This is a genomic window from Cupriavidus sp. MPR-AND1C (assembly GCF_058809705.1).
The window spans coordinates 66,864-84,185 of sequence record NZ_JBXASU010000018.1 but is presented as its reverse complement, the minus strand read 5'-3'; the positions used below and the strand labels follow the sequence as shown (position 1 = coordinate 84,185).

Below are 17,322 nucleotides of genomic sequence, written 5' to 3'. Positions count from 1 at the left end.
CACGCACCAGGAGTTCCAGGATGAAGATCGTTTCGAGTAGGTTGACACGTACCTTGGTGGCCCCGGCGCTGCTCGCCGGCGCCATGTTTGCCGCTGCGCCCGCAGTGCTGGCGCAGCCCGCTCCCGCCGCCACGCCGACCGGCGTGCGCGGCACCGTGACCGCCTTCGCCGGCGACACGCTGAAGGTGCGCACGCGCTCGGGACAGGACCTGGAAGTGGGCCTGACCAAGGACACCGCGGTGCGCGCGGTGACGCTGGCCAAAGTCGATGAGATCAAGGCCGGCAGCTATATCGGCTCGGCCGCCGTGCCGCAGGCGGATGGCTCGCTCAAGGCGCTCGAGGTGCACGTGTTCCCGCCGAGCATGCGTGGCAGCGGCGAAGGCCACCGTGCGTGGGACCTCGGCAAGAACAGCAGCATGACCAACGGCACCGTGGGCAACGTGGTGGTCAGCAACGGCCGCACTATCACCGTGAAGTACCCCGACGGCGAAAAGCGCATCGTGATTCCCAACGACGTGCCCATCGTCAACCTGGAACCCGGCGACCGCTCCTTGCTGATCCCCGGCGCGCACGTCGTGCTGTTTGCCAGCAAAGGCGCCGACGGCGGGCTGACCGCGCGCTTTATCTCGGCCGGCAAGCAAGGCGTGGTGCCCCCGATGTAGGACCCGCCCGGGCCGGCGCCGTCCGGCCTGGATCCTTGCTGTCCCGCCAACGTTCCCCGTCATGCGCAAGCTCCCCTCCTCCGCACCCGCGCGGCGCGCCGTCGTCCATCCGCTGGTCGTGCGCGCCACGCACTGGATCAACGCCTTCGCCATGGCCTGCATGGTGATGAGCGGCTGGGCGATCTACAACGCCTCGCCGCTGTTTTCCTTCAAATTCCCGGCCTGGGCAACGGTGGGCGGCTGGCTGGGTGGCTCGATCGCATGGCATTTCGCGGCCATGTGGCTGCTGGCCGCCAATGGCCTGGCCTACCTGGCTTATGGCCTCGCCACACGGCATTTCCGGCGCCACTTCCTGCCGCTGAGCGCGCGCGGCGTCCTGCGTGACGCGTCGCTTGCCATCCGGCTGCGCCTGCCGCATCGGCCTGGCGCCTACAACGCGGTGCAGCGGCTGATGTATGTGGCGGTGCTGCTGCTGGGCGTGCTGGTGGTGGCATCCGGGCTGGCCATCTGGAAGCCCGTGCAGCTGGACTGGCTGGCGACGCTGCTTGGCGGGTTCGACACGGCGCGCCATGTGCATTTCCTTGCCATGGCGGGGATCGTGGGTTTTGTGGTGATTCACCTGGCGCTGGTCATCCTGGTGCCGGCCACCTTGTTGCCAATGTTGACCGGACGCGCCGGGCGCGCTGGCCATGGAGATGTCCAAGCATGAGCGCCCCCAACGATGACAAGCGGATCGTCATGCCGGCCGCGGAGCCGCCAAGCGCGGCTGATTTCAAGCCCCAGCTCGTGCAGCTCCAGCGGCGCCTGTTGCTGCGCTCCTCGCTGTCGCTGGGCGCCCTGTCCATGCTGGCCGGCTGCACCATGCAGGATGGTGATGCCGTGGACAAGGTGCTGTGGTCAATGTCGCGCTGGAACGATCGCGTGCAGGCCTGGCTGTTCAACCGCAACCGGCTCGCCACCACCTACGCGCGCAGCCAGGTCACGCAGCCCTTCCCGTTCAACGCCTTCTATCCTGAGTACGACGTGCCGGAGGTCGACGGTGCCGGCTACCGCCTCGAAGTCTCCGGGCGGGTCGCCGACAAGCGCGCATGGAGCCTGGCGCAACTGCGCGCGCTGCCCCAGGCGGGGCAGATCACGCGGCATATCTGCATCGAAGGCTGGAGCGCGATCGGCGAATGGCGCGGCGTTGCGCTGCGCACCTTCCTGGAACGCATCGGCGCGGACACCACCGCCCGCTATATCGGCTTCAAATGCGCGGACCGCTACTACTCCAGCCTCGACATGGAAACCGCGCTGCACCCGCAGACCATGCTGGCGCTGGATTTTGGCAGCGAGCCGCTGCCCGCCCGGTATGGCTACCCGCTCAAGCTGCGGGTGCCGACCAAGCTCGGCTTCAAGAACCCCAAGCATATCGCCGCGCTCTTCGTGACCAACGAGAATCCGGGCGGCTACTGGGAAGACCAGGGGTATAACTGGTTCAGCGGGCTGTAGGACAAGAAAGCGCCGCCGCCGGCAAGTGACGAACTCTGGGTGATGCACTGGTTGCCGGGCACCCGACGCGGCGTGTGGTGTGCATGCTGCCGCACTCACAAGGCGCGCCGAGCATTCCCACCGTCGCCGCACATGGGTAATATCAAGGCCATGCGCGTTGCCGCCACCCTGGCCGGCACGCAACCTGGATAGCGCAAGCCCGCCCGATCTCCCGCCGCGGGCACCGGCACGCGAACGGGAGAGACCATGGCTTCAGTGGCATCAGGCGGCAGCCCCTACCGGCAACTCTGGCATCTCACATCCGAAGGATGGGGCTACTGTGCGCTCGGCACCTTCAGCCACGATGGCCTGCCCCCGGAATGGCGCGCCGTGCTGCCCATGCTGCCGCTGCGCGACCGCTACTCCCCCGTGAAAGCCGCGCGCATGGTGCTGGTCACCATGCAGATCCGCGGCGCGGCGCCGGCATCGGCCAGGCAATCGGACCCGCAGCGGCCGTTGTACTTCGTTTATCAGGCCTGGAGTACGCGGCGGGTGGCTTGAGCGGGGAAACCACGGGCTTCGCTTGCAGTGGCTCCTAGCTAAGCCACCCCTCTCCCCGGCCCTCTCCCCCTGAGGGGAGAGGGAGAGACAGCCGTCGTCATGGCACTCGGCTTTGGCCCGTTCCCCGGCTTCGGCAAATGCCCCGATCAGAAAAGACAAAAGCCCGCTTGCGGGCTTTTGTCTTTCTACAGCGCAAACAACAGCAGGCCGGTCAACCCACCCACTTGCGCGCATTGCGGAACATGCGCATCCACGGGCTGCCGCCGTCTTCCACCTGCTTCCAGGCGTCCGGCGCCCAGCTCATGGTGGCGGTGCGGAACACGCGTTCCGGGTGCGGCATCAGCACGGTGAAGCGGCCATCGGTGGTGGTCACCGAGGTAATGCCGTCCGGCGAGCCGTTCGGGTTCAGCGGGTAGGTTTGCGTCGGCGCGCCGTGGTTGTCCACGAAACGCAGCGCCACCTGGGCCTGGCTCTTGTCGCCTTGCTGCGAGAAGTCGGCGAAGCCTTCGCCGTGCGCCACCACGATGGGGATGCGGCTGCCTTCCATGCCGGCGAAGAAGATCGACGGCGAGGATTGCACTTCCACGGTGACGTAGCGCGCTTCGTACTGTTCCGACTGGTTGCGGGTGAACTTGGGCCATGCGCCCGCGCCGGGGATGATCGGGGCGAGGTTGCTCATCATCTGGCAGCCGTTGCACACGCCCAGCGCGAAGGTGTCCTGGCGGTTGAAGAAGGCCGCAAACTGCTCGGCCATCTGCGCGTTGAACAGGATGGTCTTGGCCCAGCCCTCACCGGCACCCAGCACGTCGCCGTAGCTGAAGCCGCCGCAAGCGACAAAGCCGGAGAAGTCGGCCAGGTTGGCGCGCCCGGCAATCAGGTCGCTCATGTGGACGTCATGCGTGTCGAAGCCGGCGCGGTCCATGCTGTACGCCATTTCGATCTGCGAGTTGACGCCCTGCTCGCGCAGGATCGCCACGCGCGGACGCGCGCCGGTGGCCACGAACGGTGCGGCGATGTCCTGTGCCGGATCGAAGGTCAGCACCGGCGAGATGCCCGGGTCCGCCGCGTCGAGCACGCGATCGTATTCGCTGTCGGCGCAAGCCGGGTTGTCGCGCAGGCGCGCGATGCGCCAGCTGACTTCGCTCCAGGTGCGCTGCAGCTCGCTGCGCGCGGCGCCGAAGACCTTCTTGGCGTCGCGGTAGATCTCGATCTGGTCGGTGGCATTGGGCTTGCCCACCACGTGGCTGCAGGCCGACAGGCCAACTTCGCGCAGCACGGCGAACACGCCGTCGCGCTCTTCCTGGCGTACCTGGATCACCGCGCCGAGCTCTTCCGAGAACAGCGCGCGCAGGGTCTGCTCGTCGCGGCGGCCGGAGATTTGCTGCGCCCAGTTCTTGGCGTCGCCAAAGTCCTGTTCCTGGACCGGGTCCAGCGCCAGCATGTCGACGTTGAGCGACAGGCCGCAATGGCCGGCAAAGGCCATCTCGGCCAGCGCGGCCATGAAGCCGCCGTCGGAACGGTCGTGGTAAGCCAGCAGCTTGCCCTCGCGGTTCAGGCGCTGGATCACGTTGAAGAAGTTCTTCAGGTCTTCGGCGCTGTCCACGTCCGGCGTGGTGTCGCCAACCTGCTGCGTCACCTGCGCCAGGATGCTGCCGCCCAAGCGGTTCTTGCCACGGCCCAGGTCGATGGCGATCAGCACGCTGTCGCCCGCATCGGTGCGCAGTTGCGGGGTCAAGGTGCGGTCGGTGTCATCCACGGCGGCAAACGCCGAGATGATCAGCGAGACCGGCGCGACCACTTCCTTGTCGACGCCGTCGTCCTGCCACTTGGTGCGCATGGACAGCGAATCCTTGCCCACCGGGATGCTGATGCCCAGCGCCGGGCACAGTTCCATGCCGACCGCGTGCACGGTGTCGTACAGCTTGGCGTCTTCGCCGTCCACGCCGCAGGCGGCCATCCAGTTGGCGGACAGCTTGACCTTGCCCAGGTCCTTGACCGGCGCGGCGGCCAGGTTGGTCAGCGCCTCGCCGATGGCCATGCGGCCCGAAGCGGGGGCGTTGATCACGGCCAGCGGCGTGCGCTCGCCCATGGTCATGGCTTCGCCGGCGCGGCCCTTGTAGTCGAGCGTGGTCACCGCCACGTCGGCCACCGGCACCTGCCAGGGGCCGACCATCTGGTCGCGCGCGTTCATGCCGCCGACCGTGCGGTCGCCGATGGTGATCAGGAACGACTTGCTGGCCACGGTCGGGTGGCGCAGCACGTCGCGCACGGCCTGGTCCAGCGCGATGCCGGTCACGTCCACCGGGGGCAGGCTTTGCTCCACGTGCCTGACGTCGCGGTGCATGCGCGGCGGCTTGCCCAGCAGCACGTCCATCGGCATGTTCACGGCATAGTGTTCCTTGAGCGCCGCGTCGACATGCGCATCGACCAGTTGCAGCTGCTGCTCTTCGGTGGCGATGCCCACCACGGCAAACGGCGAACGCTCGCGCTGGCACATGGTCTGGAACAGCGGGAAGGACTCCGGCGCCACCGCCATCACATAGCGTTCCTGCGACTCGTTGCACCAGATCTCGGCCGGGCTCATGCCCGACTCTTCCAGGTGCACCTGGCGCAGGTCGAAGCGCGCGCCGCGGCCCGCGCCGTCCACCAGCTCGGGGAAGGCATTGGAGATGCCGCCCGCGCCCACGTCGTGGATCGACAGGATGGGGTTGTCGTCGCCGAGCTGCCAGCAGGCGTTGATGACTTCCTGCGCGCGCCGCTCCATTTCCGGGTTGCCGCGCTGGACCGAATCGAAGTCCAGGTCGGCCGTATTGGTGCCGGTCGCCATCGAGCTGGCGGCGCTGCCGCCCATGCCGATGCGCATGCCCGGGCCGCCCAGCTGGATCAGCAGCGAGCCGGCCGGCAGCGCCTTCTTGTGCGTGTGGCCGGCGTCGATGTTGCCGATGCCGCCGGCGATCATGATCGGCTTGTGATAACCGCGCACGGTGCCGCCCACGTTTTGCTCGTAGACGCGGAAGTAGCCGCCCAGGATGGCGCGGCCGAATTCATTGTTGAACGCGGCGCCGCCAAGCGGGCCTTCGGTCATGATTTGCAGCGGCGAGGCGATGCGGTCCGGCTTGCCGGTCACGCTCACCTTGTCGTCCGGGTTGCGGTGCGCCACCGGCTGGGCGGCGTCGCGCGCGTTTTCCCAGCCTTGCACGGCGTCGGGCAGCATCAGGTTGGAGACCGTGAAGCCGGTCAGGCCAGCCTTGGGCTTGCCGCCGCGGCCGGTGGCGCCTTCGTCGCGGATTTCACCGCCGGCGCCGGTGGAGGCGCCGGGGAACGGCGAGATGGCGGTCGGGTGGTTGTGCGTTTCCACCTTCATCAGCGTGTGGGTGAGCGCCTCATGGCGGCCGTACTTCTGCTCGGCGCCGCGCGGGAACCAGCGCTCGGCCACATCGCCTTCCATCACCGCGGAGTTGTCCGAGTACGCCACGATCGACCCTTGCGGGTTGAGCTGGTGGGTGTTGCGGATCATGGCGAACAGCGATTTGTCCTGCTGCACGCCGTCGATGGTCCAGGTGGCGTTGAAGATCTTGTGGCGGCAATGCTCGCTGTTGGCCTGGGCGAACATCATCAGCTCGACATCGGTCGGGTTGCGATCCAGCTTGGCGTAGGCATCGACCAGGTAGTCGATCTCGTCTTCCGACAGGGCCAGGCCCATTTCGGTATTGGCTTGCGCCAGTGCGGCGCGGCCACCGGAGATATCGATGAAGCGCAGCGGCTTGGCCGGCAGTTCCTGGAACAGGCCGGCGGCGTCTTCACGCGAAGCCACCACGCTTTCGGTCATGCGGTCGAACAGGTGCGCGGCCACCGCGGCGCGCGTGCCGGCATCCAGCGTCTTGCGCCCGCGCAGCAGGCCCTTCTTGCAGATCACGGTGATCTCGATGCCGCGCTCGATGCGGTGCACGTGCTCGAAGCCGCAGTTATGCGCGATGTCGGTCGCCTTGCTGGCCCACGGCGAGATGGTGCCGAAGCGCGGAATCACCACAAAGCGATCACCGTCGGTTTGTGCCTCGAAAGGCGCGCCATAGGTCAACAGCGCGGCGATGCGGGCGCTGTCGTCTTGCGACAGCGGCACGTCGGTGTCGACAAAATGCAGGAACTGGCCGTGTACCGACTCGATGTCGGCGTCGATCTGCTTGAGGGCGGTGAGCAGGCGTTGCTGGCGAAAGGCGGAAAGCGCCAATGCACCGGGGAAGCACGAGAAATGCGCCATGGTCTGAGCGGTCGGGAGGGCAGGAGGTAGGGGCTGCTACCGGCCGGCGCCGCTGGTTGGGGCGCCGTGCTGGCGGGAAACCGGGATTATACCTTGTCGAGGGGGGTTTCCCGCGTTGCAGCAGAGGCGGCTTGACGGACAAAGGCGGCTGCGGCCCGGACAAGCTCCGCAGCCATCACGCGGGCCGGGCGACATCCCGGTCAATTGCGCCCCATAAGACACTTTTCCCACTCAAACCACGCAAACCACTCGAACCCGACTCACCGCGACCAGGCTCAGCGGTCCGGCCAGGGGGCCGCGTCCACCACCGGGAAGCTGCCGCTGAACTGGTCCAGCAAGCCCATGAAGCGCGCAAGCAGCGACACATCGCCGCGCAGCGCGAGCCGGCCTTGCGCCACCGCCTCGGCCGCCGTCCAGCGCCGGGCCAGCACGGCGTCGAGCGTGTCGCGGCTGGTCTCGATGACCACGTCCGGCGTGCCCGCCATGTCCGCCGCATCGGCCACATCGGCCGCCTCCACCTGCAGGCTGCTCAGCGCGCAGTTGGACAGCGTGCTCACCCAATGCTCGCCGCTGTCGGTGAACTGCCAGCCGATCTGGCACGCCATGCCCTGCGCGCGCTGGCCGTGGATGCGCACCGCCAGCGCGTCGAACAGCAGCTCGTTGCTCATCGCGCCCATCAGCGCGTTGGCCGGTGGCCCCTGCGGATTGGCCTGCGGCGGCCCTTCGCGATACTCGCGCGCGGCCAGCAGGTAGGCATTGCGCCACGTCGCCGACTCGGCCTGGAAGCCCATCTGCTCCAGCGCGCGGGCCGCCAGCTCGCGCGCCTCGGCATGCGCGGGATGCGCGTAGACCGCGTGCTTGAGCACCTCGGCCACCCAGCGGAACTCGCCGCGCTCGTAGTCGGCGCGGGCCTTGGCCATCACGGCGTCGATGCCGCCCATGTATTCCAGGTGCTTGCGCGCGGCGGCCACCGGTGGCAGCGCATGCAGGTTGGCCGGATGCGCGTCGTACCAGCTCAGGTAGTGCTGCACGATCGCCTTGACGTTGTGCGACACGGTGCCGTAGTAGCCGCGCGTGTGCCAGCGCCTGGCCAGCGGCTCCGGCAGTTGCAGCCCTTCGGCGATCTCGCCGGCCTTCAGGCCGTGGCTCATCAGCCGCACGGTCTGGTCGTGCAGCACGCGGTACAGGTCGCGCTGCTCGGACAGGAAGCGCCGGGCGCGCTCCGCACCCCAGGTCGGCCAGTGATGCTGGGCCAGCACCACCTCGGTACGCGGGCCGTAGCGGCGCAGCGCGCGGTGCAGGTACTTGGACCACGCCAGCGCGTCGCGCACCTTGGCGCCGCGCAGCGGGCACAGGTTGTGCAAATTGTGGGTAGCGTTCTCGGCCAGGTTGAGCGCGCCCTCGGACGGGATGAAGAGGTGCATCTCGGAGGGCGCCTCGGTCTCGGGCGTGAGCTGGAACTCGATCTCCAGCCCGTCGATCACGTGGATCTCGTGCTCGGCCTCGATCGACCGCGTCGGCGCGATCAGCGTCGAGCGGCCCATTGGCAGCGTCTTGCCCAGGCCGGCATCCACCTGCGCCGCCGGCCCTTTGGCCAGCGTGTGGCCGAACTGGAACTGCGCGCGGCGCGCCATGGCCACGCCGCCGATCACGTTCTCGGCGATGGCGTGGTGCATGAAGCCGGAGGGCGCGATCACCTGGACCCGCCCGGCGCGCACATCGGCCTCGTCAACCAGCCCAGCCACGCCGCCGAAGTGGTCGGCGTGGCTGTGGCTGTAGATCACGGTGTGCAACGTGCGGTTGCCGCGATGCGCCCGGTACAGCGCGAGCGCCGCCGCGGCGGTCTCCGGGCAGGTCAGCGCGTCCAGCGCGATCACGCCGGTGTCGCCTTCGATAAAGGTGATATTGGCGATATCGAACCCGCGCACCTGGAAGATGCGCGGCGTGACCTGGAACAGGCCGTGGATGCGGTTCAGGCGCGCCTGCCGCCACAGGCTGGGGTTGACGGTATCCGGCGCCTCGGCGGCGTCAAGAAAACCGTAGGCCTCCAGGTTCCACACGCCGTGCCCATTGGCGCGCGCCACCTTGGCATTGGGGATGGTGCCGACAAAGCCGCGCTGCGCGTCTTCCCAGTCCTGCTCGTCGTGCTCCGGCAGCTCGCGCGCCAGCAGGCGGTGAAAGTCAGCCGTGGCCGCGTGGGCACAGCTTGCGTTGTCCGGCATGGGGTCTCCTTGGTGGCTCGCTGCTAGCTCTTTGGTGGCTCGTTGACGATGCCCAGGCAAGCCAACCGCGCCGGGACCGGTCAGCACGGCGTGAATCGGCACGCCATGCCATGGATGATCGGACGCAACCCGCTTGTGAGCGCGAAGGGCGGTTTCGCCGCGATGGGCATGGCGCAAAACAACCTGAACAGGAATCGGGGTTTCATTCTTTGTCGCGCCCTGCGTTCACGTTATCGGTAAAAACCCTCGCCGGGCGGGGCTGCCTCAGGTGCGTGGCTGCCCGGCGGCCTGGTGGATGGCTGCGCGGATCCGCGGGTAGGTGCCGCAGCGGCAGACAATGTGCGCCATCGCCCTATCGATGTCGGCATCACTGGGCTTCGGGATGCTTCTCAGGAGCGCGCTGGCGGTCATGAGCTGCGCGCTCTGGCAGTAGCCGCACTGCACCACGTCCAGATCGAGCCAGGCCGCCCTCAAGGCTTGCGCCTGCGCGCCGCGCAAGCCTTCGATGGTCACGATCCGGATATTGGCCAGCGTGGAGACCGGGCTCATGCAGGCGACCTGCGGCGCGCCGTTCAACTGCACCGTACAGGCCCGGCAAACGCCGATGCCGCAGCCATACTTGGTGCCGGTCAACCCCAGCTCGCACCGGAGCACCCACAGCAGCGGGGTGTCCGGGTCGGACTGCACGGAGACGGTCTTACCGTTGATGTTCAGGGGCAGCATGGCTTTCTCCCGGGGCTCAGGCCAGTTTCAAGGGCAACGCGCGCAGGCGCTGTCCTGTCAGCGCAAACAGGGCATTGGCCACTGCCGGCGCAATGGGCGGCGTGCCCGGTTCACCCACACCCTGGGGATGGTCCTGGCTTGGCATGATGTAGGTTTCGATGGCCGGGCAGTTGTTCATGAAGATGACGGGGAAATCGCCAAACGTTTTCTGGTGCACCTGGCCGTCGACGATCGTGATCTCCTCGAACAGCGCGGCCGACAAGCCAAAGATGATCGCGCTCTCCATCTGCTGGCGAATCAGGTTCGGATTCACCGGCAGCCCGCAATCGATCGCGCACACCACGCGGTGCACGCGCACGGTCTTGTCCGGCGCCACGGATACCTCCGCCACCTGCGCGACGATGCTGCCGTATGCCTCGTGCAGCGCCACCCCGCGTGCGCGTGCGGCACCGTCTGCCGTCTTCCCTAACGGCTTTGCCCAGCCGGCCTTGTCCGCTGCCATGTGCAACACGGCCAGATGGCGCGGATGCCTGGCCAGCAGGCCGGCGCGGAATTCAACGGGATCCTTGCCAGCGGCCGCCGCCAGCTCGTCGATAAAGCTCTCGGTGAAAAATGCCTGGTGCGAGTGGCCCACCGAGCGCCAGAAGCCCACCGGCACCGGCAGGTCGACAATCACATGCCCGACGCGCGCGTTCGGCCATTCGTAGGGCCGGTCGAATGCGCCTTCTGTCGTGGTCTTGTCGATGCCCAGGCCCGGCAGGCCAAGCAAGCGCGCCAGCATGGCCGGCACGATCGCCTGGCTGGCCGACGTGTTGTGCCAGGCCACCAGGTTGCCCGCGCCGTCGAGCCCGGCCTTGAAGCGCGAGAGGCAGGCAGGCCGGTAGAAGTCGTGCGTGGTGTCCTGCACGCGCGACCAGATCGTCTGCACCGGCCGTCCACCGCCCGCGCGCGCGATGGCGGCAGCCTGGGAGATGAAATCCACCTCCAGCCGCCGCCCGAACGCGCCACCGATCAGTTGCGGCTGCACATCCACCTTGTCGGCATCGATGCCAAGGACCTTCGATACCGCCCGGCGCGCCAGGCCAGGCAGTTGCGTCGAGACCCAAACCCTGGCCGCGCCGTCGCGCACCTGCACCGTGCAGTTGATGGGCTCCACCGCCCCATGCGCGAGGTAGGGCGCGCTGTACTCGGCGCTGACGGGCTTGGCGGCTGACTTCAATGCCGCTTCGACATCGCCATGGCGGTAATAGGCGTGGCCGTCGGAGGCATCCAGCGCCTGCGCGAGGCGGCGGCTCACCTCCGCGCTGGACAGCGAGGCGGCGGCGCCAGGGTTCCACACGATCCTGACCGCATCCAGCGCCTTCATGGCCCGGTACGCGTTATCGGCGATCACCGCCACCCCGCCGGTGCCGCCGTTGTAGGCATCGACCGCGAGCACCTTGACGATGCCCGGCATCGCGGCGGCAACCGCGCCGTCGAAGCTCGCCACCGTGCCGCCCAGGGTCGGGCACATCGTCACGCTGGCGTACAGCAGGCCCTCGGGCAGCACGTCGATGCCAAAACGCGCCGTGCCATCGATCTTGGATGCGGCCTCGATGCGGCGTAGGTCCTTGCCGATCAGCTTGAATTCGGATGGCGTCTTCAGCGCCACCTTTGCCGGCAGCGGCAGCCTCCCGGCCTGGGCCGCCAGTTCACCGAAGGTGGCTGTTTTCCCGGAGGGATGCAGTACCTTGCCGTCCTGCGCGCCGCACTCGCCCGCTGGCACGTTCCACCGCGCCGCCGCCGCGCCGATCAGCATCGCGCGGGCGGATGCGCCGGCTTCGCGCATCGGGTTCCACAGGTCATTGAGGCTCGACGAGCCGCCTGTCACCATTTCGCCGATCTCGCGCATGAGCTTGCGGGTCAGCCAGGCGGCCAGATGCCTGGCCACGCCGTCGTCGTCCGCTCGGAACGGGAGATCCTCCACGACGACTTCCAGGTTGTTGTAGATCTTGTCCACGGGCGCGTGCTCAACCTTCACCTGTGCCCAGTTGGCATCCAGCTCGTCGGCCAGCACCATGGCCAGGCCGGTGTGCACGCCTTGCCCCATCTCGGAGCGGCACATCATGATGGTGACGGTGTTGTCCGCCGCGACCTTGACCCAGCCATTGAGCCCCACCTGCGTGCCAACCGCCGGCAACGGCTGCGACGTGGCCAGCCGCTGCCGAGGCGGCAGCACCGACCAGCCGACCAGCAACGCACCGGCCCCGCCAATGCCAGCGACCAGGAACGCTCTGCGCTTCATCGGAACGCGAGGCAGAAATCGATCAGGCGATGCTTGTCCCAGTACACCTTGCCAAGATATACGCCGGGCGCGATGCAGCGAATCTCGTCACGGATCCAATGCGCGACCAGCGATGTGGCGGAATAGTCCAGGACAACGCACTCCTTCTGGTCAAGCCAGCTCTCGCCCTTGTACACCTTCGCCAGGATCGCCTCGAGCCCGAAGATGGAGACGCGGTTCTTGAGAACGCCGCGCCTGGCGTCGAAGACCTTTCCCTGCCAGGCAAAGAGGTTGATCATCTTGGCGATGCTCTCGGTGAATACGGTGCCGGGCGAGATGATCGCGGTGCCGGTGGCCTCGCCATCCGGAATATCGCCGGCCGGGCTGTTGCGAAACAGATCGTCAAGCTCGTCCTGGCGCATTTCCAGCAGCGTGCGTACGTCGTATGCCATGTTTGCACCTCCAATGTCCCGCCTGCCTACACCTTCTCCGCCGCCTTCTCCGCCACCCTCGCCGCGGCTTTCGCTTCGTGCAAGAGCACATCGGCAGCCTTCTCGGCGATCATGTAGACCGCGCTGGCCAGGAAGAAGCCCGGAATCCTCGGAAAGACGGACGCGTCGACAACCCGCAGCCCGCGCGTGCCATGCACGGAAAAATCGCTGCCCAGCACGCCGCCCGCCGCGCGCGCGCCGATGGCGCAACTGCACGAGGCGTGATGCCCCCAGGCGTTGTCGCGCACATAGCCGCCCAGCTCCTCGTCGCTGCGCAGGTGCGCGCCAGGAAGCTGCTCCTGCACGATCACGCCGCGCTCAGCCAGCGGCGCTGCCAGCTTGCGCACAAAGCGGATGGCGTCGATCACCGCGCGCAGATCCTCGTCCGCCCCCGCCCCGCCTTCTTCGAAATAGTGGAAATTGATCAAGGGCGGCTCCAGCGGATTCGCGCTGCACAACCGCACCGTGCCCGCGCGGTTGCGCGTGTGTGCCTTGAGAATGGCCCAGGTGAGTGCATCGTTGCTCTGGGCGAGTAGCTTGGAGTAACCCGGGAAGTAGCCGGTGAAATGCGCAACCAGCGCCATGCAGAACACATCCGGCACTGGCGCGGATTTGCGTGAGCGACGTGCAACCGCGATCGCCACGCCGTTGGAGGTATAGACCCCCTGCCGGCGGTCGCGCCAGCTGCAATAGGCCGGATCGTCCTTCTGGAAGCGGGCGCCATCAAGGATGCGCCACGGCTGCGCCATCCGGCTTACCACGCCCACCTCATAGCGATCCTGGAGATTGCGCCCGACGCCAGGCAAATCCACCTTCACGGCAATGCCGTGCGCCCGAAGGTGCTCGGCAGGGCCAATGCCCGACAGCATCAGCAGTTGCGGCGTATTGAACGCGCCGCCCGCCAGGATCACCTCACGGCGCGCGTGCACTTCATGGCGCACGCCGGGCGCCGTGCTTGGCGAGACATGGGCCTGATAGAGGCGCTTGCCCTTCAGGTATTCGACACCGGTTGCCGTGCCGTGCGCGTCCAGCAGCACGCGCGTGGCCAGCGCGTCCATCTCGACATGCAAGCACGACGGCAGGCGGGTCGCCACCTCCAGCACCCGTTCGCGCGCGCCGTGGCGCGCATGCCCGCGTGTGGAAAGCGGTGTGTAGCAAACGCCTTCGAAACATCGCCTTGCCCAGATCCTGGCGTTCGGATCGCCCTGCCAGCGCAAGAAGCGCAGGAGCGCATGCAGGCGCCGCGGCACGCTGCGCGCGGCCATTTCCATGGAGCCCAGGATCAGGCGCGTGAGCGCATCGTCGGTCAGCGCTTCCAGCGGGAACGCGCGCTCGGTGCTGAGCCATCCGTCCCAGCCGTGCGCCGTGGGATCGAAGCCAAGGCGGCGCGCGAGCGCCCACAGCGGACGGTGCCGGCATTGCTCCAGCGTCTTGGCGTACCGGCGCATGCGGGTGGCTTTCCACGAGTGGTCGCCGGTCAGCTCGGCAATGCCGTCCCAGTCGGAGTCGTGCGGGTAGAGGAAGATCATCGCGTTGTGCGCGGTACAGCCGCCGAGCGTCGCCGCCCGGGGATAGAGCACGCCTTCGCCGCCGTACTTCGGGTCCCTGCGCTGCTGCGCATCGTCCGCGTAGTGGCGCACAAAGAAATTCCAGCTCATGGCCGGGTTCTCGGAGGCGCAGGCATGAAACGCCGGCACCTCGTAGTCCTCCGGCATGCAAGCCGTGCCGGGCTCGCCCGCATCGTTGCCGGCCTCGAGCAGGAATACGCGCATGCCGGCCTGCGCCAGCCGCGCGGCGAGCGTGCCGCCACCCGCGCCGGAACCGACGATCACGTAATCCCATGCTTGTTCGTCTGGAGCAGACATATCCCCGCCGCGTCGCCTACGTCAAAACGTCTTGAGAAAGGCAATCAAGGCCCGCTTGTCGTCATCGCTCAATACCGGCTCCTGCCCGAACGATTGCTCATCGGCGCTCAGGCCGGCCTGGTTGTTGAACTCCGCCGTGCCGAAGTAGTGGCCGCGGTTCACAACAAAGTCCGGGCACTTGCTGAGTGCCAGCATCGGTTTGACCAGGTCGGCGTAAGTCTTGCCCAGATCCGCGTCGGTCGCACCTTCCGGCACGGAGGCCAGGTCCGATCTCAGCTTGAGCGCAAAGCCCACCAACCTGGCCGCATGCTCGGCCTTGGCCCCGACATCGCTGGTCTCCGACAGCGGCTGGATATTGGCCAGCAGGTTGACCGGCATGCGCCTGGGCGCCGGCCCGATCGTCACATCGCCGCCCGCCCCCACCAGCCACGGCGCATAGCGGTGCATGAAGCCCTGCAATGGCTTTAGCGCGTCCGGCACGAAGCCCTCCGGCACGGTAATCTGGCTGCGCTCGGTGGTGCGATCGATGGTGCCCGGCACCTTGGCGCCCAGGATGTCGTCATGCACGCGCTTCTCGGGCCAGAGCAGCTGCTCGATGGACGCGTCGAAGACCTGGATGCGGCTGGCAACCGACGGATCCTCGCTGAAGGGCCCAAGCGCGTTATTAAGCAGGAACGGCGCCGTCGACCAGACGCTGATCAGCGAGGGCACGCGGGTATAGCCACGGCCGCCGGCCGGCATCCGGTATTGCCAGCGCTCGCCGGTAAAGGGGTCGTTGAGGGTGACGGCCCCGACCGAGGGCAGCGTCTTGTATGACTCCGACGAGAAGTTGTCCCAGATATTTCCGCGCAACGCATTGGTCGCGAGCGGGCTGCACACGTTGGTCCGCAGCAGCGTAGCGGGAATGCGCGCATCGGACGACAGATAGTTGCCCGCCAGGAAGTCCGGCGCTTTGACCACCGCGCGCATCTGCGTCTTGAACTCGTCCGTCTGCGTCCATTTCCAGTACCGCATGAAGCAGGCGAGATAGTTCGGGCCCGCGCAGTTCCGCAGGTTCAGGCGGGCCGGCGGCGGCGGCGCCTTGCTGGAATGACAACGCGCGCAAGTGTCGGCGAACACGACCTTGCCCCGGTCGAGCACCTGCGCGCCGGCCGGCGTGGAAGCGTCCGCCAGGAAGCCTGCGCCGCCCGGGGCATCGCTCAAGTGGTCCGGCGGGGTTGCCTTCAGCAGGAACAGCGCCATGTTGATCGTGCCGGCTTCCGTCGCCGCCCAGTAGCTCGAATTCTTCTGCGCCACCGCCAGCTCGATGGGCGAGATCGCCTTGCCGCCGAGGATGGGATTGAAGTGCAGCAGCCATTCCTCGCTGAACAGCCCGATATTCAGGTACACCCGGTTCAATGCGCCCAGCACGCCGACCGAATCGGCGCCGTCCTTGAGGACGTGCGGCGTCCATACCGTGTCGGGCGGCGTGTAGAACTGCGTCAACGCGCCGGTCTTGACGAAGTCGTTGAGCTGCCGGTTGTTCAGCTCGCCCCCGGCCAGTTTTTCCTCGCCGATGCGCCTGGCCACGCCCATGCGCGACGTCAGGTCGTAGAGCGCGTTCATGGTGCGGGGGTTGTTGATGTTGTCCGTGGACACCAGCGAGGTATCCATGGTGCCCGGGCGGAAGGTATGCACGAGCTGGAACATGAAGTTCTGCCGGCCTTCGGGCGTCGATGCGTTATGGATGAACAGCCGGTCCACCCACATGTACTGCGCGCCCACGGTGGAGCTCAGCTCGGGCCATTGCGGGTGCGCGGGATCCCGGGGGGGATGGATCGGGCTCGGGCCCACGTGGCAAAAACCGCAGGCCATGCCAACGCGGTAGGGCCGCACGAGATCCGCGCGGTTGTAGTACTTGGGATCGGTGTAATAGCGCTGCGGATCCCATGCCTTCGCGGCTTTCTCGTCAAAGGCCGGGTTGGGAAACAGCCGCAAGCCGATGATCCCCGTGGGGTAGCCGTAGTAAGAGCCCACCGGCAGCTTCGCGCCATTGGCGAACGTGGTGCCGCGCGCGCCAATCCTGACGCCCGGATAGGCTTGCTCGTTCTCGAAGGGATCGGCCGGGCAATCCTTGGCCCGCTGGTCCAGCCACAGCCCGAAACGCTGCGGATCGGGCCCCGCGGGCTTTTCGAAGCAGGGCTCGTTGAGCAGGCCCAGGTAGCGCCAGCGGGTGTCGCGGGAATAGCCCTGGCTCGGATGTGAGCTGATGGACTTGAGCAGGTCGAACGCGCCGAACGTGAAGTTCGTCATGTCGTCCCAGAACCGGTCGTTGCCGCCGCTCCACACCAGCCACATATCGCGGCCGGCGACTTCTTCCCGGGTCAGCGCAACGCCACGATCCATGTCGTGGAAATAATCCTCCGATGCATGCCGGAACGTTTCCGGGCCCCGGCCGGCCTGCTTCGCCTCGTCAAGGACCCGGCCCGGCTCCGGCCTGGAGCACCCGCCTGCGGCAAGCGCGCCAATCAATGCGCCAATCAATGCGATACCAAGAACGATTGATCTGCTGCGTGGCGTCACTGTGGTCCCTCCCTTGCCCCCCGGGAATGGCCACATGCTGCACGATGGCCTCACCCCCCAGGGTCTTCATAAACCTAGGAATCACCTGAAGATAAGTCAAGGAGTTTGCTGCAACGCGATGTGTCCGGCAGCGGCGCCCGGCGCGCCGAATCTGCCGAAAATACTGGATCGAAAACTCAGGAAGTGACGAAAGACTGATCTGTTGGAAATGAATGGAAATCAATGGAAATGACCGGGAATGAAAA

General features: G+C 67.2%; 11 protein-coding genes. 4 read left to right on the top strand and 7 right to left on the bottom strand.

Annotation, left to right across the window (positions count from 1 at the left end; all coding sequences use genetic code 11):
- Positions 1-20 precede the first annotated feature (20 nt).
- The 4 genes from AC1RWI_RS12920 to AC1RWI_RS12905 all read left to right on the top strand — a co-directional run bounded on the left by AC1RWI_RS12920 (position 21) and on the right by AC1RWI_RS12905 (position 2,693).
- Positions 21-662 (top strand): hypothetical protein, encoded by a 642-nt coding sequence (locus tag AC1RWI_RS12920; protein ID WP_492866786.1) that lies wholly within the window; start codon positions 21-23, stop codon positions 660-662.
- A 61-nt stretch (positions 663-723) separates the two neighbouring features.
- Positions 724-1,371 carry a cytochrome b/b6 domain-containing protein gene (locus AC1RWI_RS12915; protein WP_492866784.1) on the top strand — a complete coding sequence of 216 codons (648 nt, stop codon included), beginning with the start codon at positions 724-726 and terminating at the stop codon, positions 1,369-1,371.
- Positions 1,372-1,400: 29 nt separating this feature from the next.
- Positions 1,401-2,153 carry a molybdopterin-dependent oxidoreductase gene (locus AC1RWI_RS12910; RefSeq protein ID WP_043351701.1) on the top strand — a complete coding sequence of 251 codons (753 nt, stop codon included), beginning with the start codon at positions 1,401-1,403 and terminating at the stop codon, positions 2,151-2,153.
- Between the two features lie 246 nt (positions 2,154-2,399).
- A complete protein-coding gene (locus tag AC1RWI_RS12905) occupies positions 2,400-2,693 on the top strand; it encodes a hypothetical protein (protein WP_043345960.1) in 294 nt (97 codons plus the stop codon).
- A gap of 211 nt (positions 2,694-2,904) precedes the next feature.
- Here AC1RWI_RS12905 and purL read toward each other — a convergent pair whose 3' ends face one another.
- From purL to AC1RWI_RS12870, 7 genes are all read right to left on the bottom strand, one after another.
- Positions 2,905-6,951 (bottom strand): phosphoribosylformylglycinamidine synthase, encoded by a 4,047-nt coding sequence (gene purL / locus AC1RWI_RS12900; RefSeq protein WP_043345959.1) that lies wholly within the window; start codon positions 6,949-6,951, stop codon positions 2,905-2,907.
- Between the two features lie 275 nt (positions 6,952-7,226).
- The gene (locus tag AC1RWI_RS12895; RefSeq protein WP_492866781.1) at positions 7,227-9,173 is read right to left on the bottom strand and encodes an alkyl/aryl-sulfatase; all 1,947 of its coding nucleotides are present in this window, start codon (positions 9,171-9,173) and stop codon (positions 7,227-7,229) included.
- Between the two features lie 264 nt (positions 9,174-9,437).
- Positions 9,438-9,896: a (2Fe-2S)-binding protein gene (locus tag AC1RWI_RS12890; RefSeq protein ID WP_043345955.1), complete on the bottom strand. Its 459-nt coding sequence runs from the start codon at positions 9,894-9,896 to the stop codon at positions 9,438-9,440.
- A 16-nt stretch (positions 9,897-9,912) separates the two neighbouring features.
- Positions 9,913-12,180 (bottom strand): xanthine dehydrogenase family protein molybdopterin-binding subunit, encoded by a 2,268-nt coding sequence (locus AC1RWI_RS12885; protein ID WP_492866779.1) that lies wholly within the window; start codon positions 12,178-12,180, stop codon positions 9,913-9,915.
- Positions 12,177-12,611, bottom strand: a complete 435-nt coding sequence (locus AC1RWI_RS12880) for a hypothetical protein (protein WP_043345951.1) — start codon at positions 12,609-12,611, stop codon at positions 12,177-12,179. Before AC1RWI_RS12880 ends, AC1RWI_RS12885 begins: the two co-directional genes overlap by 4 nt.
- 26 nt (positions 12,612-12,637) lie before the next feature.
- A complete protein-coding gene (locus AC1RWI_RS12875; protein WP_492866777.1) occupies positions 12,638-14,515 on the bottom strand; it encodes a GMC family oxidoreductase in 1,878 nt (625 codons plus the stop codon).
- A gap of 21 nt (positions 14,516-14,536) precedes the next feature.
- Positions 14,537-16,900, bottom strand: a complete 2,364-nt coding sequence (locus AC1RWI_RS12870; RefSeq protein WP_492866775.1) for a hypothetical protein — start codon at positions 16,898-16,900, stop codon at positions 14,537-14,539.
- Positions 16,901-17,322: the final 422 nt, after the last annotated feature.